At 53.9% G+C, this 22659-nt stretch carries 22 protein-coding genes and 1 pseudogene; 12 read left to right on the top strand and 11 right to left on the bottom strand.

What is annotated here, in order from left to right; genetic code table 11:
- Positions 1-11: 11 nt before the first annotated feature.
- The 4 genes from PUP35_RS13135 to yebS all read right to left on the bottom strand — a co-directional run bounded on the left by PUP35_RS13135 (position 12) and on the right by yebS (position 5764).
- The gene (locus PUP35_RS13135; protein WP_008500472.1) at positions 12-251 is read right to left on the bottom strand and encodes a YebV family protein; all 240 of its coding nucleotides are present in this window, start codon (positions 249-251) and stop codon (positions 12-14) included.
- 107 nt (positions 252-358) lie between these two features.
- Positions 359-1756 (bottom strand): 16S rRNA (cytosine(1407)-C(5))-methyltransferase RsmF, encoded by a 1398-nt coding sequence (rsmF, locus tag PUP35_RS13130; protein WP_443112695.1) that lies wholly within the window; start codon positions 1754-1756, stop codon positions 359-361.
- 122 nt (positions 1757-1878) lie between these two features.
- Positions 1879-4512: a PqiB family protein gene (locus PUP35_RS13125; RefSeq protein ID WP_164850633.1), complete on the bottom strand. Its 2634-nt coding sequence runs from the start codon at positions 4510-4512 to the stop codon at positions 1879-1881.
- Positions 4481-5764, bottom strand: a complete 1284-nt coding sequence (yebS, locus tag PUP35_RS13120) for a membrane integrity lipid transport subunit YebS (protein WP_045908227.1) — start codon at positions 5762-5764, stop codon at positions 4481-4483. The genes PUP35_RS13125 and yebS overlap by 32 nt, the downstream gene beginning before the upstream one ends.
- A 132-nt stretch (positions 5765-5896) precedes the next feature.
- Between yebS and PUP35_RS13115 the strand changes: the two genes are divergently transcribed.
- From PUP35_RS13115 to htpX, 4 genes are all read left to right on the top strand, one after another.
- On the top strand, positions 5897-6394 hold the full coding sequence (locus tag PUP35_RS13115) for a GAF domain-containing protein (RefSeq protein WP_008500476.1): 498 nt from the start codon (positions 5897-5899) through the stop codon (positions 6392-6394).
- A 96-nt stretch (positions 6395-6490) separates the two neighbouring features.
- On the top strand, positions 6491-7177 hold the full coding sequence (gene proQ, locus PUP35_RS13110; RefSeq protein ID WP_028018656.1) for an RNA chaperone ProQ: 687 nt from the start codon (positions 6491-6493) through the stop codon (positions 7175-7177).
- A gap of 19 nt (positions 7178-7196) precedes the next feature.
- Positions 7197-9245: a carboxy terminal-processing peptidase gene (gene prc / locus PUP35_RS13105; protein ID WP_025910096.1), complete on the top strand. Its 2049-nt coding sequence runs from the start codon at positions 7197-7199 to the stop codon at positions 9243-9245.
- A 193-nt stretch (positions 9246-9438) separates the two neighbouring features.
- Positions 9439-10320 (top strand): protease HtpX, encoded by an 882-nt coding sequence (gene htpX / locus PUP35_RS13100; RefSeq protein ID WP_014884290.1) that lies wholly within the window; start codon positions 9439-9441, stop codon positions 10318-10320.
- 50 nt (positions 10321-10370) lie between these two features.
- Here the strand turns inward: htpX and PUP35_RS13095 are convergent, their stop codons facing one another.
- Positions 10371-11744 carry an MFS transporter gene (locus tag PUP35_RS13095; RefSeq protein WP_274240040.1) on the bottom strand — a complete coding sequence of 458 codons (1374 nt, stop codon included), beginning with the start codon at positions 11742-11744 and terminating at the stop codon, positions 10371-10373.
- Between the two features lie 179 nt (positions 11745-11923).
- Between PUP35_RS13095 and kdgR the strand changes: the two genes are divergently transcribed.
- A complete protein-coding gene (gene kdgR, locus PUP35_RS13090) occupies positions 11924-12715 on the top strand; it encodes a DNA-binding transcriptional regulator KdgR (RefSeq protein WP_115875575.1) in 792 nt (263 codons plus the stop codon).
- 61 nt (positions 12716-12776) lie between these two features.
- Here the strand turns inward: kdgR and PUP35_RS13085 are convergent, their stop codons facing one another.
- Complete coding sequence (locus PUP35_RS13085) at positions 12777-13016, bottom strand: YobH family protein (protein WP_111964799.1); 240 nt, start codon at positions 13014-13016, stop codon at positions 12777-12779.
- A 161-nt stretch (positions 13017-13177) separates the two neighbouring features.
- Here PUP35_RS13085 and mgrB point away from each other — a divergent pair, with 161 nt between their 5' ends.
- The 7 genes and pseudogenes from mgrB to rlmA all read left to right on the top strand — a co-directional run bounded on the left by mgrB (position 13178) and on the right by rlmA (position 18411).
- On the top strand, positions 13178-13321 hold the full coding sequence (gene mgrB, locus PUP35_RS13080) for a PhoP/PhoQ regulator MgrB (protein WP_013096124.1): 144 nt from the start codon (positions 13178-13180) through the stop codon (positions 13319-13321).
- 74 nt (positions 13322-13395) lie between these two features.
- Positions 13396-13686 carry a YebO family protein gene (locus tag PUP35_RS13075; RefSeq protein ID WP_111964798.1) on the top strand — a complete coding sequence of 97 codons (291 nt, stop codon included), beginning with the start codon at positions 13396-13398 and terminating at the stop codon, positions 13684-13686.
- A 23-nt stretch (positions 13687-13709) separates the two neighbouring features.
- Complete coding sequence (locus tag PUP35_RS13070) at positions 13710-14699, top strand: MBL fold metallo-hydrolase (protein ID WP_274240036.1); 990 nt, start codon at positions 13710-13712, stop codon at positions 14697-14699.
- Between the two features lie 525 nt (positions 14700-15224).
- Positions 15225-15369, top strand: a pseudogene (locus tag PUP35_RS13065) (DUF2627 domain-containing protein).
- Between the two features lie 13 nt (positions 15370-15382).
- Positions 15383-15592 carry a transcription antiterminator/RNA stability regulator CspE gene (gene cspE, locus PUP35_RS13060; RefSeq protein WP_001062678.1) on the top strand — a complete coding sequence of 70 codons (210 nt, stop codon included), beginning with the start codon at positions 15383-15385 and terminating at the stop codon, positions 15590-15592.
- Positions 15593-15823: 231 nt separating this feature from the next.
- Complete coding sequence (ftsI, locus tag PUP35_RS13055; RefSeq protein WP_115875570.1) at positions 15824-17530, top strand: peptidoglycan glycosyltransferase FtsI; 1707 nt, start codon at positions 15824-15826, stop codon at positions 17528-17530.
- Positions 17531-17595: 65 nt separating this feature from the next.
- The gene (gene rlmA, locus PUP35_RS13050) at positions 17596-18411 is read left to right on the top strand and encodes a 23S rRNA (guanine(745)-N(1))-methyltransferase (RefSeq protein WP_127731421.1); all 816 of its coding nucleotides are present in this window, start codon (positions 17596-17598) and stop codon (positions 18409-18411) included.
- Here rlmA and mntP read toward each other — a convergent pair.
- From mntP to manX, 5 genes are all read right to left on the bottom strand, one after another.
- The gene (mntP, locus tag PUP35_RS13045) at positions 18408-18974 is read right to left on the bottom strand and encodes a manganese efflux pump MntP (RefSeq protein ID WP_127731419.1); all 567 of its coding nucleotides are present in this window, start codon (positions 18972-18974) and stop codon (positions 18408-18410) included. The two genes, rlmA and mntP, sit on opposite strands and share 4 nt — an antisense overlap.
- A 398-nt stretch (positions 18975-19372) precedes the next feature.
- Entirely contained in the window at positions 19373-19831 is a 459-nt protein-coding gene (locus PUP35_RS13040) for a DUF986 family protein (protein WP_274240031.1), read from the bottom strand.
- Between the two features lie 55 nt (positions 19832-19886).
- Positions 19887-20738, bottom strand: a complete 852-nt coding sequence (locus PUP35_RS13035) for a PTS mannose transporter subunit IID (protein ID WP_028018668.1) — start codon at positions 20736-20738, stop codon at positions 19887-19889.
- A 12-nt stretch (positions 20739-20750) separates the two neighbouring features.
- On the bottom strand, positions 20751-21551 hold the full coding sequence (manY, locus tag PUP35_RS13030; RefSeq protein WP_008500490.1) for a PTS mannose transporter subunit IIC: 801 nt from the start codon (positions 21549-21551) through the stop codon (positions 20751-20753).
- 47 nt (positions 21552-21598) lie between these two features.
- Positions 21599-22564 (bottom strand): PTS mannose transporter subunit IIAB, encoded by a 966-nt coding sequence (gene manX, locus PUP35_RS13025; protein ID WP_271369288.1) that lies wholly within the window; start codon positions 22562-22564, stop codon positions 21599-21601.
- Between the last annotated feature and the right edge of the window lie 95 nt (positions 22565-22659).

The raw sequence follows: 22659 nt of genomic DNA, 5'->3' as shown, positions 1-22659 counted from the left end.
TTCTCTTTAGGTCAGGCAAGACGCATGACCCAGGCATCGGTTTTACTATCGTAATGCTCACGGTAAAGGACTGAATGTTCGCCATCAAGTATTGCCGGGACGCTGGTGTCTGCATCCCATGCATCAAGCTGCATGCACAAATCCGGGTCGGATTTGCAGGGAATACTTAACGTTCGATCGCCTTGTGCTTCGCCGCGCAGCTCTGCGTCGTCGATCTCAAAAGCGCCAATACGCACGCTGGTTTTCGTCATAGTGCTCTCCGGGTCGGTTGTCAAAAATCTGGTATGACCAGTGTGGCCACCCATTTTTGATCGTAGACAAAGAGAGCAAAATCGCCAGTAAAAAAATGCGCTTTTTATCAATCCGTGCGATCGTTACCGGTAAACAGCCGACCGTCCCGAACCAGCTCGCGTGGATAGCTGTTTTTCAGCCTTGAGCCGACCTTTTTTGCCAGGCCCAGCGGGTATCCCTGATACGTCACAATCACTTCATCGCCTGATGGCGTGCTCTCCGGATAGACATCGCGACCACGGTACCACTCTTCGGCTTCCTGATGCGTCAGGGCAAAGGTATTCTCGCGTCCGGCAAGGGCGATTACGGCCTCATGCTGCCAGCGATACCCTTTATTATGCACTTCCGCCAGGCGGATCCCGATTCGGGAAAAACGGACCTTTCCGATGAGCGGCTCGATCTGTGCCGGGAACAGCCATATCTCTTTATCACGCATCCAGGGGCGCAGGCTCTCATCCCAGACCAGTCCCGCTTTTTTAGCGGCGGCTTCAAGCTGTGCGGTTTCTCGACCTTTAAGGGGGGAAAACGGGAAGTTACCGACCTTGAATTTAGGTGCGGGCAGGGGAGCCACCGCCTGCGTTTTACGCAGACGCGCCACAAAGAACCCTTCGCAGTCGTAAATCTGCGGGAAAACATGGAGGAACCCCTCCGGGGTGACAGCCTCCTGTGCTGAGGCGAACAGATCGTCGAGCGGCAGAAACTCGACCGCATCCGGATATTGCGCTTGCAGCCACAGGCAGACATCTTCGTTCTCATCGCGGTTTAAGGTGCACGTCGAATAAACCAGCGTGCCGCCGGGGCGCAGGGCATGGAATGCGCTGTCGATCAGCTCTCGCTGCGTGGCCGCGATCTCAAGGTTGCTCTCAACTGACCAGTTTTTTAACGCATCGGGATCTTTACGCACCACCCCTTCGCCTGAGCAGGGGGCGTCCAGCAGAATGGCGTCGAAGGCTTCCGGCAGGGCGGCGCCAAACACGCGTCCGTCGAAGTGCGTCAGGGCAACATTATGAATACCGCAGCGGCTGATGTTGGCATGCAACACCTTCACGCGGCTGGCGGAAAACTCGTTGGCGAGGATCGCCCCTTGATTACCCATACGGGCGGCAATTTGGGTGGTTTTTGAGCCGGGCGCGGCGGCAACATCCATTACGCGCTCTGGCGAATTGCCATCGGCAAACAGGGCGGCAACCGGCAGCATCGAGCTGGCTTCCTGAATATAGAACAGACCGCTCAGATGTTCAGCGGTACTGCCCAGCGGCAGTGAAGCTTCGTCATCGCGTTCTATCCAGAACCCCTCAGCGCACCACGGTACCGGCGTAAGCTGCCAGCCGTACGGAGCGACCAGCGCCAGAAAATCATCGACGCTGATTTTCAGCGTGTTGACGCGAATACTCCGGCGTAACGGACGCTGGCAGGCGGCGATAAAATCGTCTAACGACAGGTGAGAAGGAAGCGCCTCGCGCATTTGCGCCAGGAATTGTTCAGGAAGAAATACGGAGTTTTGAGCCACGGGCACACCACAGGGAAAAATTCAGGTGCGCAGTGTAGCATAAAGGCTCCGGTGCGTTGACACCGGAGCCTGTCAGATTAACGCGGCAGGGCGGTTCCCCATTCGCGCCACTCTTTCGGTTCGCTCTCGAGCAGCAGGAAGTGTTTACCCGGCTGCGCTTTTGGCGCCAGCGGCGTTCCCGGCGGCGTGGCAAACGCGATACCGCCGCGAATGAACTGGTTGAAGGTGCCGGTTTTTACCACGCCTCCCGTCAGGCCAAAGTCCAGCGAATAGCCGGATGCCAGCCAGAATACCGAGTTATTTCGAACCAGGTGCTGGTAACGTTCGCTAATACGTAATGCCACCATGACTCGGTCGGAGAGCGTACCGAGCGTCAGGCCCGTGACCGTACCCACTTCAATACCGCGGAATAGTACAGGAGTGCCGATGTTCAGCGAACCCGCTTCCGGCACTTCCACCACGATGCTCAGGCCGCCAAGGTAGCGCGAGTCGGTGATCGTGGCTTCCTGCAGCTCGAAATCACGGCGGGCATTGCCCTGGCCTGGCTCAACGTTGATGTACGGCTGCAAAATGGTGTCGAGGTGCTCAACGCCAGCGGCCGAGATCTGCGGCGTGACCACCGAGAAGCGAGAGCCGGTGCGGGCGAAGGTCTGCACATATTCCGGGTAGAGCACGGCAGTGGCCTGCACCTCGTTGCGCGAGGTGATCAGCGTCAGCTTCTGGATCTGCCCGATATCAATGCCCAGATAGCGGATTGGCATGCCTTCCGCCAGCTTGCCGGCATCAAAGGCGTGCAGGGTAATCTGCCCACCCACCGCGCGGGCGGCGGTCTCGGACGGGAAGAGAATACGCTTATCGCCTTTACGCAGATTCGCGCCCGCACCGCTGAGGTTATCGAAGCTAATCGCCCCCCGCAGCGCGCGTGACAGCGGAGAGGCCTGTACGGTTAGCCCGTTACCGTTAAGCTGAACTTTCGCGCCGCCTTCGGCCCAGAAGACGCTGTTTGGCGTCAGCAGCTTGCGGTACTCCGGCTTGATATGCAGTTCGATATCGAACGCGTCCGCACGCGGGCGAACGGTGATCACTTCCCCGACTTCAAACTTGCGATACAGCACCACGGAACCCGCCTGTACGTCCGGCAGCGTCTCGGCGCTTAAGGTCAGCGTGGTAGTAGGAAGATCGCTCAGGCTGTTTTCAACCGCTTTCTCCAGGTTGGCATACAGCGGATAGCTGTCGCGCACGGGGCCTTTATTCCCCGGCAAAATGCGGATACCGCCGTTAACCCATTCGCTGGCGCTGGCGCCGAGGAACTCCACGCCGTCCAGACCCACCTTCACGTCGACGCGACTGTTCACCACGAATTTGCTGTCGCCATGCACCAGGTCGCTGTATTGCGGATCGATGGCGACCGAGAAAGTCACGCCATTCGCGGAGAGCTTACGCTCCAGCACCTGACCAACCTGCACGCCGTGTAAAATTAACGGCTGTCCGGCTTCGATACCGTAACTTTCTGGCGCATTCAGCGTGACCGTCACTACGCCCGGCTTTTGCAGCAGGGCTTTATCAGCCGGGGCAATCACGAAGCTATTGCTGGGTTCACCTTCGCCGGGGATGAGCTCAAACGTATTGCCGGTCAACAGCGTGCTGAGGCTGGCATCGTTCAGAGAGAGCTTTGGACTGCGCATTTCGATACGCGTTTTCTCGCGCAGGAGATCGACCACGCTCGGGTCGACCGTCATTTCGCCGGTGACCGAGCCGCCCGGGTTGAGGGTCATTTTGGTGAGCTGACCAACCTGCAATCCCTGATACATCAGCGGTGTTGAACCCGCTTTTAGCCCTTTAGCATCGGGCAGGGCGAGTTTGACGATCACGCCGCGCTGGCTGTGCGCCAGGTCAGCGTACAATCCAAATGAATCATCAGCGGTGGCAGGGCTTGAGTTTTCCGGCGAGTCAAAGGCAATGGCACCATTAACCAGTGCGGCCAGACTCTCCAGCTTCACTTTCGCACCGCTCAGGCTGAGATCCGCGTCCACGCCGGACACGTTCCAGAAGCGGCTGCCTTTTTTCACCAGATTGGTGAAGCGACGCTCGATCAGCACGTCAATGGTGACGCCCTGTTTATTCGGGTTAATCGCGTAGTCATACACGCGGCCAACCGGGATCTTACGGAAATAGACCAGGGAGCCGCTGTTCAGGGAACCGAGATCCGGCGCCTGGAGATGAATCATCAAATCGCCGTTATTGAGGCGGTATTTGGGCTGCGTATCCAGAGCAACAAAGTGATCCTGCGGCTCACCTTTGCCGGGCATCATGCCGATATAGTTACCGCCGACGAGCGCATCCAGACCGGACACACCGGCCAGCGAGGCTTTTGGCGTCACCAGCCAGAACTGCGTTTCGCTGCGCAGGGCATCCTGCATGTCAGATTTAATACTGACCCGCACCTGAATCTTGTTCAGCCCTTTTCCAAGAGAGATGTCCTGAACCGTACCCACTTCAACCCCCTGGAAGCGAACGGGGGTTCGCCCGGCGACGATGCCGTCGGCGGTCTGGAAATCAATGGTGACGGTGCTACCGCGATCTTCATAGCTCGTCCAGATAAGCCAGCCTGCAATCATCAGGGCGATGACGGGCAGCAACCAGAATGGCGAAATGCGGCGTTTTGTTTTAATTCTCGCTTCAGTCGGCGAAGCGGGGGTTTCCTGACTCATGTGCATCCCAAAGTAAGCGGCTATCCAGCCATTCCACAGCAAGAATAGTCAATATCACCGCAGAGCCGAAATAAAAAGCCGCGGGTCCCATTGTAAAAGCAAGTAACTGGTCGCGATTGATGAGAGACATCATCAGCGAAATTACGAACAAATCTAACATTGACCAGCGGCCAATCCAGGTGACGAATCGCAGAAGCAGAATGCGGGTTCGTAAGCCTTGTTCACACTTTAAGTGAATGCTGATGAGCAGGGTAATCATCACCACCACTTTGGTAAAGGGAACCAGAATACTGGCAATAAAAACGATCGCCGCCACCCCGACATTGCTGTGCGCAAGGGAGATTATCCCGGAGAGGATAGTATCCTCCTGTCGTCCGCCATTCACGTAAATGATGGAAATAGGCAGCATATTGGCGGGGATCAGAAACACCAGGGAGGCGATCAGCGCCGCCCAGCATTTTTGCAGGCTGTTATTTCGACGCAGCCTTAATGGAATGTGGCACCGCGGGCAGCGTCCGCGCGGGTCGGGTAACCCGGTATAGTGGCAACCCAGACAGACGCGCAGATTTTCATCGGGACGGGTGGCGGGGCGCTGCGGGTAAAATCGCTCCCAGAGCTGCTCAACGTTCAGGTGTATCAGCGTCAGGATGCTCAGCAATACCAGACAGATGAAGGCAAAGAGTCCGATGCCGGGCTGCAAAAAGGCATAGTCCTGTACCTTTATTGACGCAACGCCCACGCCGACCAGATAAATATCCAGCATCACCCACTCTTTGAGTTTATCCAGCATCAGCAGCACCGGGCGAAGGTTCATGCCGAGAATATTGCCAAACCAAAGATAGGCAATGGCGGCGACCAGCACCAGCGGCGCGCCAACGGTGCAGAACAGCACCATGGCGGCGGTGATGGGATCGCCCTGACGGGTCATCTGCCAGATACCCTGCAGCACGTTGGCGTCAATGCGCACGCCAAGCAGGTAGAGTTTCAGCAGCGGTTCGCTCCAGGCGAAGGGCATCAGCAGCAGCATGGTGACGGCCATGGCGGCGAGGCGGGTCAACGACCAGTCGCGACCATCGCGAATTTTAGCGTCGCAGCGAGGACAAAAGGCACTTTGGTGCGATTTCATCTTCGGCAACATAAAAAGCGTATCGCACTGGGGGCAACGCTGATAATGTGCACGAGGCAAAGCTTCGCTTACCGTATGGACAGTTATCTTTCTCGTCGGCGTAATTTTGGTTGTTTTTAAGGCCATCAGCTGCAGACAAATAAGTATTGTTGAAAGTTATAATAACTCATGAACGGATTCATCTTGAGCATGAGCGCATTTAATGCTTATTTTAATAGGCTATGCGGTAAATTTGTAAGACAACTAAGTGATTGAATAATGAACAAAACAGAATTCTACGCGGATCTGAACCGCGATTTTAAGGCATTGATGGCGGGTGAGACCAGCTTCTTAGCCACTCTGGCAAATACTAGCGCATTGCTGTTTGAACGTCTCTCTGACGTAAACTGGGCCGGCTTTTACCTTCTGGAAGGTGAAACGCTGGTGCTCGGTCCTTTCCAGGGCAAACTGGCCTGCGTGCGTATTCCGGTAGGGCGTGGCGTATGCGGCACGGCGGTGGCAGAGAATCAGGTCCAGCGTGTGGAAGATGTCCATGCGTTTGACGGACACATTGCCTGTGATGCTGCCAGTAATTCTGAAATCGTTTTGCCGCTGGTGGTCAAAAATCAGATTATTGGCGTTCTGGATATCGACAGTACGGTCTTCAGTCGCTTTACAACCGAGGACGAACAGGGGCTGCGCGAGCTGGTGGCGAATCTGGAAAACGTACTCGCTGCAACCGATTATCAAAAATTCTTTGCGAGCGTCGCAGGATAATCAACGGATAACGTAGCATTTACTGATAGCGTCATTATAATGACGCCTGTTCATGCCTGCGCTTGTTGGCAACGTCCGTTGTAATCAGGAAATTTCATGGAAAATCAACCTAAGTTGAATAGCAGTAAAGAAGTTATCGCATTTCTGGCCGAGCGTTTCCCGCAGTGCTTCAGCGCGGAAGGTGAAGCTCGTCCCCTGAAAGTCGGTATTTTTCAGGATCTGGTGGCGCGTGTTGAAGGGGAAATGAACCTCAGCAAAACTCAGCTGCGTTCCGCCTTACGTCTTTATACTTCAAGCTGGCGTTACCTGTACGGTATCAAACCAGGCGCTACCCGCGTGGACCTCGACGGCAACCCTTGCGGTGAGCTGGACGAGCAGCACGTTGAGCACGCGCGCAAGCAGCTTGAAGAAGCCAAAGCACGCGTTCAGGCACAACGTGCAGAACAGCAGGCGAAAAAACGCGAAGCCGCCGCGGCAAACGGCCAGGAAGAAGCGCCTCGTCGTGAGCGTAAACCGCGCCCTGCGCCGCGCCGTAACGATAATAACGATCGCAAACCGCGTGCAGACAAACCAGCAGCAAAAGCCCCGCGTGCCCCTCGTGAAGAGCCGCGCCATACGCCGGTTTCTGACATTAACGCCCTGAGCGTGGGTCAGGCGCTGAAGGTAAAAGCGGGTAACAATGCTATGGACGCCACCGTACTGGAAATCACCAAAGATGGCGTTCGTGTACAGCTGACTTCTGGTATGTCAATGATTGTACGCGCAGAACACTTGTTGTTCTGAAACGGAGGCCAAGCCTGGCATGAACACTTTTTTTAAGCTCACCGCGCTGGCGGGTCTGTTTGCTATAACAGGTCACGCTTTTGCAGTGGACGATATCACGCGTGTTGATCAAATTCCGGTACTCAAGGAAGAGACGCAGCACGCGACGGTGAGCGAGCGCGTGACCTCACGTTTTACCCGCTCGCACTATCGTCAGTTCGATCTCGATCAGGCCTTTTCGGCCAAAATCTTTGACCGCTATCTGAACTTGCTGGATTACAGCCATAACGTTTTGCTCGCCAGCGATGTCGAGCAGTTCGCTAAGCGCAAATCCGAGGTGGGTGACGAGTTGCGTTCAGGCAAGCTGGATCTGTTCTACGATCTCTACAACCTGTCGCAAAAGCGTCGTTTTGAACGCTATCAGTACGCGCTGAAAGTGCTGGAACGTCCAATGGACTTCACCGGCAACGACACCTTTAATCTGGATCGCAGCAAAGCGCCCTGGCCAAAAGATGAAGCCGAGTTGAATGCGCTTTGGGACGGCAAAGTTAAATACGACGAACTGAGCCTTAAGCTGACCGGCAAAGACGAAAAAGAGATCCGTGACACGCTGACGCGTCGTTATAAATTTGCTATTCGTCGTCTGGCGCAGACCAACAGCGAGGATGTTTTCTCACTCGCGATGACCGCCTTTGCGCACGAAATCGATCCGCACACCAACTACCTCTCTCCGCGCAACACTGAGCAGTTCAATACCGAAATGAGCCTGTCTCTGGAAGGTATCGGCGCGGTTCTGCAGATGGACGATGATTACACGGTGATCAATTCAATGGTCGCGGGTGGCCCGGCATCCAAAAGCAAAGCGATTAGCGTAGGCGATCGCATTGTGGGGGTTGGACAAACCGGCCAGAACATGGTCGATGTGATCGGCTGGCGTCTCGATGACGTGGTTGCGCTGATCAAAGGTCCGAAAGGCAGCAAGGTACGTCTGGAAATTCTGCCTGCCGGTAAAGGCACCAAAACCCGTATCGTTACCCTGACCCGCGAGCGTATCCGTCTGGAAGACCGCGCGGTGAAAATGTCGGTGAAAACCGTGGGTAAAGAGAAGGTTGGTGTCCTGGATATTCCTGGCTTCTACGTGGGGCTGACTGACGATGTGAAAGTTCAGCTGCAGAAGCTTGAAAAGCAGAACGTTAGCAGCATCATCATCGACTTGCGTAGTAACGGCGGCGGTGCGCTGACGGAAGCGGTTTCACTCTCTGGCCTGTTCATCCCATCTGGCCCGGTGGTTCAGGTGCGCGATAACAACGGTAAAGTGCGTGAAGATGCCGACAACGACGGTGTGGTCTACTACAAAGGCCCGCTGGTGGTCCTGGTTGACCGCTTCAGTGCCTCCGCGTCTGAGATCTTTGCCGCTGCAATGCAGGACTATGGCCGCGCGCTGATCGTCGGTGAGCCAACCTTCGGGAAAGGCACCGTTCAGCAGTACCGCTCTCTGAATCGTATTTACGATCAGATGCTGCGTCCGGAATGGCCTGCGCTGGGCTCGGTTCAGTACACCATTCAGAAATTCTACCGCGTGAACGGCGGCAGTACGCAGCGTAAGGGCGTCACGCCGGACATCATCATGCCGACTGGCACCCAGGAGACGGAAACCGGCGAGAAGTTTGAAGATAACGCGTTGCCGTGGGACAGCATCAATGCCGCGACTTACGTGAAGGCGGGTGATATGACCCAGTTTGGCCCTGAACTGCTGAAAGCGCATAACGACCGCATCGCGAAGGATCCGGAATTCCAGTACATCATGAAGGATATTGCACGATTCAATGCCCTGAAAGATAAGCGGAATATTGTTTCTCTGAATTACGCACAGCGTGAGAAAGAGAACAACGAAGACGATGCAACTCGCCTGGCGCGTATCAACGATCGCTTCAAGCGCGAAGGTAAGCCTCTGCTCAAGAAACTGGACGATCTGCCAAAAGATTACCAGGAGCCGGATCCGTATCTGGACGAGACGGTGCATATCGCTCTCGACCTGGCGAATCAGGAAAAAGAGAAACCTGCCGTACAGCCCGCTCCGGCAAAATAACCTCCTGACAGGCACAAGAAATTGTGCCTGTTTCTTTTTGTTCTGCATCCTTCCGTCAGTCAGATTTCCAATTGTGTAAAGTTGTGTCTTTCTGGTGACTTACGCCCGTCTGATGCTTGAAAATAGCCGCAATACCCATACGATGTGGGTAATCGCATAGTGCGTTTTGTTAAACTGAGGTAAAAAGAAAATTATGATGCGAATCGCGCTCTTCCTGCTCACCAACCTGGCGGTTATGGTGGTTTTCGGGCTCGTGCTAAGCCTGACAGGAATTCAGTCGAGCAGCGTTCAGGGTCTGTTGATTATGGCGCTGCTGTTTGGTTTTGGTGGCTCGTTCATCTCCCTGCTGATGTCGAAGTGGATGGCATTGAAATCGGTGGGTGGTGAGGTTATTGAACAGCCGCGTAACGATATGGAACAGTGGTTGATGAATACGGTGGCTCAGCAATCCCGTCAGGCCGGGATCGCCATGCCGCAGGTGGCGATTTACCATGCCCCGGACATCAACGCTTTTGCCACGGGCGCCCGTCGCGATGCGTCGCTGGTGGCCGTCAGCACCGGCTTGCTGCAGAACATGAGCCGTGATGAAGCCGAAGCGGTTATCGCCCACGAAATCAGCCATATCGCCAACGGTGACATGGTGACCATGACCCTGATTCAGGGCGTGGTAAACACCTTCGTAATCTTCATCTCCCGTATTCTAGCGCAGATCGCGGCAGGCTTTATGGGCGGAAACCGTGACGAAGGTGAAGAGAGCAACGGCAACCCGCTGATCTACTTCGCTGTTTCAATGGTTCTGGAACTGGTCTTTGGTATTCTGGCCAGCATCATCACCATGTGGTTCTCCCGTCACCGTGAATTCCACGCGGATGCCGGCTCGGCGAAGCTGGTTGGTCGTGAGAAGATGATTGCCGCGCTGCAGCGCCTGAAAACCAGCTATGAGCCGCAGGAAGCGAACAGCATGATGGCCTTCTGCATTAACGGTAAGTCCAAATCGCTGAGCGAGCTGTTTATGTCTCACCCGCCGCTGGATAAACGTATCGAAGCGCTGCGCAGTGGGGAATACCTGAAGTAACGCTAAGACCCTTAATAAGCCGGGCAGGAGAACACTCCGCCCGGCTTTTTTTATGCCTGAACTCTGGGCTGGGTCACACGCAGGCCGCTGACGACCGCCGCGAGCGAGGCAAGGGCTCCCGCGGTGAGAAGCGCAACATGGTTGCCGTTTTGCCCGGCGAGGTTAAACATCAGGGCGACCAGCGCCGCTCCGCTGCTTTGTCCCAGAAGGCGCGCGGTTCCCAGCATGCCGCTGGCACCTCCGCTGCGATGGCGCGGCGCGGAGGTGATGATGGTGTGATTGTTAGGGGACTGGAACAGGCCAAACCCTGCGCCGCACAGGATCATGCGCCAGATGATGTCCAGATCGGTTGGCGATGACGGTAGCAGAGCCAGCGCGAAAAGGCCTGTCGCCATCACCGCAAGCCCCAATGCTCCCAGTAAACCGGCATGGACGCGTTCAATTAAGTAACCTGCCAGCGGAGCCATCACCATGGTCGCCAGCGGCCAGGGGGTTAACAGCAGGCCGGTCTCCACTTCTGAACGGCCGACCACGCTCTGCAGAAAGAAGGGCAGAGAAACCAGGGCCAGCATTTGGGCGCAGAACGAGCAGACGGACGTGCAAATGGAGAGGGAAAACAGGGGGATACGCAGCAAGTCAACGGGCAGTAAAGGCACAGGGAGAGTGAGCTGGCGGCGAACAAAGAAGAAGCCGATCGCCAGCAGGGCGATAAGCTCCACACCGGTAAGCATCAGGGACTGTCCCTGCGCAAAGCCGCTCAGCGCCGTAATCAGCAGGCCAAAGGTCAGGGCATTCATCACCGCACTCGCCACGTCGAAGCGCGGCATGGTGCTTTTGGGACCGTTAGCGGGTAGAAAGCGCAGGGCAAAGAAGATGGCGACAATACCCAGCGGCACGTTAATGGCGAACAGCCATTGCCATGACGCAACGGAAAGGATCGCCGCCGCAATGGTTGGTCCGGCGGCGGAAGAGACGGCGACAATAAACGAGTTTATCCCCATGCCGCGCCCCAGATGGCGTTGCGGATAAATTAAGCGGATCAACGCCGTGTTTACGCTCATGAGCGCCGCGCCGCCAAAACCTTGCGCAATGCGGGCAAGCGTCAGGGTATGCAGTGAATCTGAAAGGGCGCATAACAACGACGTGAAGGTGAAAACCACCAGACCGCACTGATACACCCGACGGTAACCGAACATATCGCCCAGGAAAGAGAACGAGAGCAGGGAAACCACAATCGCAATCTGATAGGCGTTAACGATCCATATCGAACTGGCGGGAGAGGCGTGCAGGTCGCTGGCGATGGTTGGCAGGGCGACGTTTGCGATTGCGCCGTCAAGGACGGCCATTGAGATACCGATAATGATGGTGGCTATCGCGCCATACCGCTGGGGTAAAGGCAGGCCATCGGAAAGGGTCTTTTCCATTAAGATTAAAAAAGCTCAGCGTGAAATTATTCTCAGGATAACTATTTTAGCATTGTTACAGCCGCGATATGTCGCAGATTTGTAACGAAGTAAACGCGGATTGATTGCAGGTGACATGACGGGAACTTATAATAAAAACCGGTTCTGATTTTTATAAAACACTCTCTATGAGGTGGTAAATGGCTATTGCGGATTTGGATAAACAGCCAGATTCTGTTTCTTCCGTGCTGAAGGTGTTTGGCATCTTACAGGCGCTGGGAGAAGAGCGTGAAATAGGTATTACAGAGTTGTCGCAGCGCGTGATGATGTCTAAAAGCACCGTATATCGCTTTTTGCAAACCATGAAGTCGCTGGGCTATGTCGCCCAGGAAGGCGAATCTGAAAAATATTCTCTGACGCTGAAGCTCTTTGAACTGGGTGCCCGCGCGCTACAAAATGTTGACCTGATCCGCAGCGCTGATATTCAGATGCGCGAAATCTCTCGTCTGACTAAAGAGACCATCCATCTCGGTGCGCTGGATGAAGACAGCATTGTTTACATCCATAAAATCGACTCCATGTACAATCTGCGCATGTATTCGCGCATTGGTCGTCGCAACCCGCTCTACAGTACCGCGATTGGTAAGGTTCTGCTGGCGTGGCGCGATCGTAAGGAAGTGAAGCAGATCCTCGAAGGCGTTGAATACAAGCAAAGTACCTCACGAACCATTACCAGCACAGACGCACTGTTAACGGTGCTGGATCACGTACGCCAGCAGGGGTATGGCGAAGATAATGAAGAGCAGGAAGAGGGGCTGCGCTGCATAGGCGTTCCGGTGTTTGACCGCTTTGGCGTGGTGATTGCGGGCTTAAGTATCTCCTTCCCAACCTTACGCTTCTCTGAAGAGCGTTTGCATGAGTATGTGGCTATTCTGCACACTGCCGCACGTAAAATTTCTGCACAGATGGGATATCACGAATACCCGTTTTAATCCCTCTTCGTAAAAAACGCCGCATCTGATGCGGCGTTTTTTTGCGTCATAATCAGACTGATTAGCCATTATCAATCACGACGGATGTTTTACGCAGTACAGGGCAGTGGGTTAAGCCAACGATCCCGCTGTCAGTATGCAGATACTGGGCTGTGCTCATTCCTTGTGCTGTTAAATATTTACACTGAATGCCTAACCCGGCTGCGTTTTCGGTGCTCCCCACGAGCACGCCATAGCCCGATAACAGAAGGCCAATCCAGACAAGGGCGAGTACAATAATTGTTCGAACAATAAAGCGCATCATTACCTCTTTTATCGTTGTTATCGTAATGCTAGCGTAATGTGTTTACGTGATGAAACAAGTGCATGATTCTGAAAAAAAGCGTGATAGAGGCACAGTTAGTCCTTGTTTAAGATAAGCGTGATAACCTCGCTACATCAGGTTTTAAGACGGAGTGTGGAGTGAAAAAAATACGCTGGGTGATTCTGGTTATCGTGCTGATAGCGTGCGTGGTGTTATGGACGCAGACGATCAATGTGATGTGCGATCAGGATGTACAGTTTTTTAGCGGCGTTTGCGCAATCAACAAGTTTATTCCGTGGTAAGAGACATTTTTTCTCAACGTGATTTCCTTCCTTCGCGCCAGTGGTAAAATAGACGTTTTTATTGAGGTGGTGAAATGGGTGAGTTACTGAATTCAGGGCTGCTGAATATAGCATCCCTGATGATTTCTTTGGTTGTTCTGCTCGTGGGTCTGGTCATTTGGTTTTTCGTGAACCGAGCCAGCTCCCGGACTAACGAGCAGATCGAACTGCTTGAAGCGCTGCTCGATCAGCAAAAACGTCAGAATGCGCTGCTCCGTCGTTTGTGTGAGGCTAACGAACCGGAAGAGAAAGACGCGCCGAAAGACGCGGTCGTCGAAGAAAACAAAGACGAAGATGACTTTATCCGCCTGGTGGCTGAGCGTTAATCTTTTTGTCCTGGGAGGTGGCTGTGGTCTGGAAAAACCCCTGGTATGACCCCTCCCTGAAACATCATACCCCGAACGGTTTTCGTAATACCCTCCCTGTCGGACATCAACCCGGCGACATTGACCGTTGGCGTAAAGCGCGTAAAGAGGCCGGTTTACCGAAACCACCTGCGCTGGGTTATGAAGATTTTATCCAACATTGGTGGCAACCTGTAGAGCTCACGCAACCTCATGGAGATGGGGTGTGGTGGCTCGGACACGCGAGCGTGTTGCTGCAGCTGGACGGTAATATCATCCTTACCGATCCGGTGTTTTCACGGCGCGCTTCTCCGCTCCCTTTCCTGGGACCACAGCGCAAAACGCCTCCCGTACTGTCTGTCGAGCAACTTCATCAGCTTGATGCGGTCGTCATCTCCCATAATCATTACGATCATCTTGATGACACGACCATTCGCCGAATTCTCAAGCGCTTTCCCGACGTTAGTGTTTTTGTTCCCCTGGGTCTGGCCGACTGGTTTCGTCGTCGGGGAGCAAAACGCGTAGTTGAGCTTGACTGGTGGCAGAGTTTCACCTGGCAGGGGATGACGCTGACCGCCGTACCGGCACAGCACTGGAGCATGCGCACGCCATGGAACCGCAATCGTTCCTTGTGGTGCGGCTGGGTGATGGAAGGACGGCATCACCGTTTCTGGTTCAGCGGTGATACCGGCTATTCACCTGAGCTGCTGTTGATTCCTGAACGCCTGGGCCAGATAGATGCTGCCGCCTTACCGATTGGTGCCTATGCCCCACGATGGTTCATGGCTGTCCATCATATGGATCCGCAATCTGCGGTGGCATTGTGGCAGCAGCTGGGCTGTCCACTGACGTTTCCCATCCACTGGGGCGTATTTGAACTGGCAGATGAAGCGCTAGATGAACCTGTGCAGGAGTTAACTAACGCGCTCGATAATTTAGCACCAGTTAATCATTCTTTCAGGATACTGAAAATTGGTGAATATTTATCCTTATAAACGAAGCGTTAAATTGTTGCATATATTCCTGATGTAAACGCTCGCAGGAATGTTTTATTTTTATCGAAACGTTTTGCTTGCCTTCTTTTGATGCAGAGTCATAAAAATTTCATTATTTTGGTGCATAACGCTGTTTATTAACTGGTGCATTTTAATACAGACGGAAGTGGTTTTTTAACAGTGTTTTTTCTCTGAAACAATTTGGTCGCGTTACAATGATTTAAGCATAAGTTTTCACAAATTGTTCTAACTCAATCAAGACGTAAGATTTCTTTTCCCGGTTGCTGGACGGTTCGTAATGATTGAGCTATGTTAAAAAAGTCTTAGATTACAGCGGTTGTGCAAGCAATGCTGGGTCTTTGTTACGCAGCAGGGCTGTCTGTACATGATGCGCATAATTGTGCAAAACCTGACAGGCACTGTTCGAATTTGTGCGGCGGATCGAGACATGTTTAAAAATGGCTTGCCATATTAAACATAGTGTGTGATAACACGTTTTGGGTCAAACGAGGTACAGTTCTGTTTATGTGTGGCATTTTCAGTAAAGAAGTCCTGAGTAAACACGTTGTCGTTGAATACCGCTTCTCTGCCGAACCTTATATTAGTGCCTCATGCAGTAATGTCTCAGTTTTATCTCAGTTAATGCCTGCGGGCTAAGAAAACACTCTAAGGAATTTTGCAAAATGGCAAAGATTAAAGGTCAAGTTAAGTGGTTCAACGAGTCTAAAGGTTTTGGTTTCATTACTCCTGCTGACGGCAGCAAAGACGTGTTCGTACACTTCTCTGCAATCCAGGGTAACGGCTTCAAAACTCTGGCTGAAGGCCAGAACGTTGAGTTCGAAATTCAGGACGGCCAGAAAGGCCCAGCTGCAGTTAACGTAACTGCTATCTGATCGAACCGCTGCTGACTGAAGCGCTTAGCACTTCACTCTCAGACATAAAGCCTCGCATACCGCGGGGCTTTTTTATGTCCCTTATCTTTCAAAATATTACCATTCGCGGTCTTGTTAGTAACTTGTTGCAAAGCTGCGAGGTTAGTAGCACTGTTTTGCCACCCATAACGCATCTTTTCCCGTTAAATCAGGGCGTTGTTTTACAGTCCTGGGGTTCAGGTGAAGAAGAAAATGATTACGACCGCTGGCAATTTCACTCCGGCGCGTTTTGCACTGCTCTGCTTAGCGATTTTTTGTAGTCTGGCTTTTTTGCTGGGCCGTGTTGCCTGGCTGCAAATCATCAAGCCTGACAATCTGGTAAAGCAGGAAGATATGCGATCCCTCCGCCAGCTGACGATTGATGCGCCGCGCGGCATGATAATGGATCGCGCAGGTCGACCCCTGGCGGTGAGCGTGCCTGTCCAGGCCGTTTGGGCCGATCCTAAAACGGTGCTGGCAAAAGGAGGCGTTGGCGTTGATGAACGCTGGCAGGCGTTGGCAAATGCGCTGCATCTCTCCCTGGGCACACTCTCGGCGCGAATTAACGCCAACCCGCAGGGGCGTTTTATTTATCTTGCCCGCCAGGTCGATCCCGCACAGGCAAAGTGGATCGATAAGCTGAATCTGCCCGGCATCAATTTACGCGATGAATCCCGCCGTTTTTATCCTGCAGGCCATGTGGCAGCGAACCTGATTGGCTTCACCAATATTGACGGGCAGGGCATTGAAGGCGTGGAAAAAAGCTTTAACGCGCAGCTGACCGGCAAGGCCGGAGTTCGGCAGGTAAGGGAAGATCGCTACGGTCGCGTGGTTGAAAACCTGACGGAAGTGGCACCCTCGCCAGCGCATAACATTCAGTTGAGTATTGACGAGCGGCTGCAGACCATTACTGAAGATGCGCTTGATAATGCCGTGGCCTGGAATAAGGCCGAGTCGGGTGCTTCGGTGCTCATTAATATCCCAACCGGGGAAATACTCGCGATGGCGAGCTATCCGGATTTCAATCCCAATAATCGGGAAGGTGCGACGATAAATGATTTTCGCAACCGCGCGATCAGCGATACGTTCGAGCCCGGTTCGACCGTCAAGCCGCTGGTGCTGATGACGGCCCTGCAGCAGGGTCTGGTTCAGCCCGACAGCGTGATTGACACTCATCCGTATACCCTGGACGGGCATCGTATCCGCGATGTGGGCTATTATCCTGAACTGACGATGACCGGGATCCTGCAAAAATCGAGCGACACCGGCGTGTCCCGACTTTCGCTGGCGATGCCTGTCCAGCACCTTATTGATACCTATCGAAACTTTGGTTTTGGTACGAATACGGGGCTTGGCTTAACGGGGGAGAGCGCGGGGCTGCTGCCCCAGCGTAAATACTGGAGCCAGCTCGACCGGGCGACCTTTGCCTTCGGCTACGGGTTGATGGTAACGCCGCTCCAGCTGGCTCACGTCTACGCCACGATTGGCGGCTTCGGGCTCGAGCGACCTCTTTCGATTACGCGTATCGATCCACCCGTTATCGGGCACCGCGTCATGCCGGAAGAGATTGCGCACGAGGTGGAGCACATGATGGAGAGCGTCGCGCTGCCCGGCGGCGGGGGCGTGAAGGCGGCCGTTCGTGATTACCGGGTGGCGGTGAAAACCGGTACGGCGAAGAAAATTGACGATAGCGGGAAGTACGTCGATAAATACGTCGCCTATACTGCCGGCGTTGCGCCTGCCAGCGATCCGCGATTTGCCCTGGTGGTGGTCATTAACGATCCGCAAAATGGCGCCTACTACGGCGGGGCCGTCTCCGCGCCTGTCTTCAGTGAAATTATGGGTAACGTGCTGCGTCTGGAAAATGTGAAACCTGACGGGCTACCGGCGGGTTCCGATCACCTAATCGTTATGCGTTAACCGGGCGTTTATAACCAGGGCGAATAGCGGTACACTTCGCCCTTTGATTATGCTCCGGAGTCACCATGTCCTTCAGCTGTCCTCTTTGCCACGCGCCCCTGACGCACTCAGATAAAAGTTATACCTGTCCGCAGGGGCATCAGTTTGATATGGCAAAAGAAGGCTATGTGAATCTTTTGCCGGTGCAGCATAAGCGTTCCCGCGATCCAGGCGACAGTGCAGAGATGATGCAGGCGCGTCGCGCGTTTCTTGATGCCGGGCACTATCTGCCGCTGCGGGAGGCCGTCGCGCATATGGTGAATGACATACTGCCTGCTTCAGCCACCGCCGTGCTGGATATCGGCTGTGGGGAAGGGTACTACACCGCACGATTTGCAGAGGTTGCCCGTGATAAGGGTCTAAACACATTCGGTCTGGACGTGTCGAAAGTGGCCATTCGTGCGGCGGCAAAGCGTTACGCGGACGTGATGTTCTGCGTGGCATCCAGCCACCGACTGCCGTTTGATGATGCCAGCATGGATGCTGTTATCCGCATTTACGCGCCCTGCAAAGCGGAAGAACTGGCTCGCGTGGTGAAACCGGGCGGATGGGTTATCACCGTGACGCCGGGCCCGCGCCATCTGATGGAGCTGAAAGGTCTGATCTACGACGAAGTACGTCTGCATGCCCCTCATTCTGAACAGCTGGCCGGTTTTAGCCTGAAGCAGGAGCAAACCGTGGCGTATGATATGTCGCTCACAGGGGAAGAGGCCACCGCGTTGCTGCAGATGACGCCGTTCGCATGGCGGGCAAAACCGGAAGTATGGGGAACGTTAGCTGCACACACAATATTTCACTGCCAGACGGATTTCAGCATCCACGTCTGGCAGCGCGAAGATTAACCGGCGAAGTGTGCCCAGAGGATCTGGGCACCAATGCCAATGAGCACAATCCCGCCCAGGATCTCTGCGCGTTTACCCAACAACGGGCCGATAAACCGTCCGACCATCATGCCCAGCGTGGACATAATCAGGGTTGCACAGCCAATGGCCAGCGCGGTGGCGATAATATTGACCTGCAGGAATGCCAGACCGACACCGACGGCCATCGCATCAAGGCTGGTGGCAATTGCCGTGGTGACCAGTAGCCAGAATCCGTGGCGCTGCTGCGGCTCCTCGTCATCTTCATCACCGCCGCGAAAACCTTCAATGACCATTCGGCCTCCGAGGAACACCAGCAGGACGAAGGCAATCCAGTGGTTCCACTCCAGCACGAACTGGCTGGCGAGCATGCCAAGTCCCCAGCCGATAAGCGGGGTCAGCGTTTCGATCGCACCAAAAATCAGGCCGGTACGGAGGGCTTCTGAGAATTTAGGTTTGTGAAGCGTGGCGCCTTTTCCGATGGATGCAGCAAATGCGTCCATGGACATGCCAAAAGCGAGGAGGATCGTAGCGGAGATATTCATAACAGCGTCCAGACCGGGGATATCCATATGACACATCACTGCCCCCAGTAAACAGCAGTTGATGTATCTATGGTCTCGCCTGATCCCAATGCACATAAGATGTGCAGTAAGCGATCCGTACGCGCCACGTTTTTCAACGAGTATGTTGACACGTACATTTCCTGTAAACAGGAAATCGGCTACTCCCCAACGACGGGCGCAACCTTAACATATTTTGAGAATATAAAACAACAATGAGGAGGCATTATTTAAAACGTTTGTTGATAACGATTTTCATTTGTCTTTAAGCGTGAAGATATCGTTAACAAATAGAGATCAAATTAACGAATGGGATATAGCAACGGCTATATTTCTTGCGCAAGACAAACGCAGAATATAGCCGTTGCTATATATCTAAGCTATTGAGTTTTCAGGAGTAAATTGTATATCTTTTCCAGGTCGTCAATATTCTTCACCCGAATAAGCAGGCGGCGTTGTTCTAATTGCATCACCAGCACGCCGTCTTCCGACAAATTCATCTCTTTAATACGGTTATATTCTATCCATACATTGGCGAAGAAAAATCCGCGTGATTTAAAAATGATTTTCGGCGTACGGATCCAGAACAGATAAACAGCCATTAATGCCAGCGCACATAATAACCATGTGGTTAATATTGCACCATGGCTGGTGACGTTATTGTAAATAAGAATAACGATGAGACCCGCGAAGATAAACGCATCCACGCGCCCGCGTCGCAGAAGGGGAAGGGAGAGCAGCGTCTCGCCGTGACGGCACGGCATGATGAACTCGTCATAGATCGCGTAAGCCAGAAGGGCAGCAATAAATAGAACCAGTACGATGTCCGTGACAGTCATTCATCCTCCAGATAAAAAAAACCGGGGGCAAGCCCCCGGCCAATAGCGTTGAAACTTAGAGACCCAGCAGGCCGACAGCGTAGCCCGCGATACCGATGATGAAGAAGCCAACGATAATCCACAGCGGGTTCACTTTCTTACGCAGCAGCCACATGCAGGCGAAGGTTAACAGCAGCGGCACCAGGCCCGGCATCAGCTGATCCAGAATCGTCTGCACGGTGGTGACGCGGGTCTGACCATCCTGACCGGTGATGGTCGATACCACCAGCGGGATGTTCACGTGCGTCCACTTGTTAACCAGTGCTCCCATGACAAACAGGCCCAGGATTGACGCCCCCTCAGTCAGTTTCTGCAGGAAGCCGCCGCCCATGTCCTTAACGATGTCCACCCCTTTACGGTAGCCGTAGGCCACACCGTAGTAACGGGTCAGCAGACGCACGGCGTTAAACAGGATGAAGAACAGCAGTGGGCCAAGCAGGCTGCCGCTCATCGCGATACCTGCCCCCAGCGCTGCGAAGACCGGACGCACGGTACCCCAGAAGATAGGGTCACCGACACCGGCCAGCGGACCCATCAGGCCGACTTTAATACCGTTGATGGCACCATCGTCGATCTCTGCGCCGTTTGCACGCTGTTCTTCCATCGCCAGCGTTACGCCCAGAACCGGAGCCGCAACGTAAGGATGAGTGTTAAAGAATTCCAGGTGACGCTTGATCGCCTGACGGCGCGCTTCGTTGTTTTCCGGATACAGGCGTTTGATCGCCGGAACCATGGAGAAGCAGAAGCCGAGCGCCTGCATACGTTCGAAGTTCCATGAACCCTGAAACAGGTTAGAACGGATGAACACGCCACGAATATCACCCGGAGTGAGTTTTTTCTCGGTGGTAGTTTTTGTCATATCAACCATTTCGCTCACCTGTTAGTCCAGTTCGTTATCGAGATCGTTGTTACCAGCAGCCTGCGCTGGGGCACCCGCGACGCGGTTATATTTCGGGCTGAGCTGGATGTAGAGAATTGCCATTACCGCACCAATAACACCGAGTGCAACCAGGTTGAAGTTGGTGAAGGCAGCTGTCACGAAGCCGAGGTAGAAGAACGGCATCAGGTAGCCTGCGCGCATCATGTTGATGACCATCGCATAACCGACGACCACGATCATACCGCCCGCGATATTCAGACCGCCGGTGACCACTTCAGGAATGGCGTTCAGCATGCTCTGCACTTCGCTGGTACCGACAGAGATCGCCACGATAACCGCCGGGATCGCGATACGCATCGCCTGCAGGAACAGGGATGAAACGTGGATCCACGACAGTGCCGTGAGGTTGCCGTTTTCGGCCGCCTTATCCGCCGCGTGCTGGAAGGCAACGGTGATAGTACGAACGATGATAGTCAGCACCTGGCCTGCGGCTGCCAGCGGGATCGCCAGGGCGATACCTGCACCAATACTCTGGTGACCGGCAATAACCAGAACGGTAGAAATGATAGAGGCCAGCGCGGCATCGGGCGCAACAGCCGCACCGATGTTCATCCAGCCCAGGGCGATCATTTCCAGGGTACCACCGATGATGATACCGGTTTTCATGTCACCCAGAACGGCCCCAATCAGCGTACAGGCCACCAGAGGACGGTGAAACTGAAATTCATCAAGTACGGATTCCATACCCGCAATACATGCGACCACGAACACCAGCACAATCTGAAGAGTGGTAATCTCCATTGTACTTCTCCTATTACATAAGCATTATGTGAAAAACCGGCGCGGGCTTATTTCCCAACTTTGCCGATCAAATCCATCATTTTCAGTTTCTGGTCCGTGGAAACCTTACGGGCTTCCAGCTCAATACCGCGCGCATTCAGCTTGTTGAATGCTTCGATATCTTTCGCATCGACTGAAATGGCGTTGTTGACCTGCGTTTTGCCCTGACGGAATGCCATACCACCAATGTTAACGGAGGTGATTTTCACGCCGCCTTCAACAATGCGCTCAACGTCTGTCGGGTTAGTGAACAGGAGCATCACGCGTTCGCCCGCGTATTTCGGGTTGTTGTAAACGCGAATCATCTTGGCGACATCCACGACGTGCGCGGTAACGCCAGGAGGAGCAACCTGAGTCAGAAGGGTTTTACGTACGGTATCAGCGGCCACTTCGTCGCTGACCACGATGATGCGTCGAACATTGGTCTCTTTGGTCCAGCGCGTGGCAACCTGACCGTGGATTAAGCGGTCATCAATACGCGCAAGGCCGATCACCATGTAATCGTTCGGGCCCATTGGTTTTGCCGGTGCAGCTGCTTTTGGTGTCGCAGCAGGCGCAGGGGCAGGTTTTTCAACCGGCTGTGCTTTCAGGGCTTTTACCCCTTCGCGACCGGTTTCAACGGCCAGCGCAACCAGCTCATCGAAGGACGGATTGTCGTCTCGCGCCATTAGGGTTTCCACCAGCATGGGAATATTGACCCCGGCGACAACTTCATAGTGCTCTTTATCGACGACAATGCGGCTGGCGGCATTGAACGGGCTGCCGCCCCATGTATCAACGAGAAACAGCACGCCTTTGCTTGTATCCAGCTTCGCGAGTTGAGCGTTGTATTTCTCTATCAGCGTCTCGGCGTTTTCACCGGGAACGAAATCGATCCAGCCGACGTTTTCCTGCTCGCCCAACAGCATCTCTGCCGTTTTGAGTAGCTGCTCAGCAGCCCAACCATGTGTGCCTATGACAATAGCAATGGTCACTTGCTACCTCCTTTTATTATCATTAATACGTCTGCCAGGCAGCCGTACTGAGAATCGTATTGGCGAACCGAATCGATTCAGATAAGGGTTAGAGT

Source organism: Enterobacter sp. S-33 (assembly GCF_028735835.1).
Taxonomy (GTDB): domain Bacteria; phylum Pseudomonadota; class Gammaproteobacteria; order Enterobacterales; family Enterobacteriaceae; genus Enterobacter; species Enterobacter vonholyi.
This window is presented reverse-complemented; position numbering and strand designations above follow the sequence as displayed.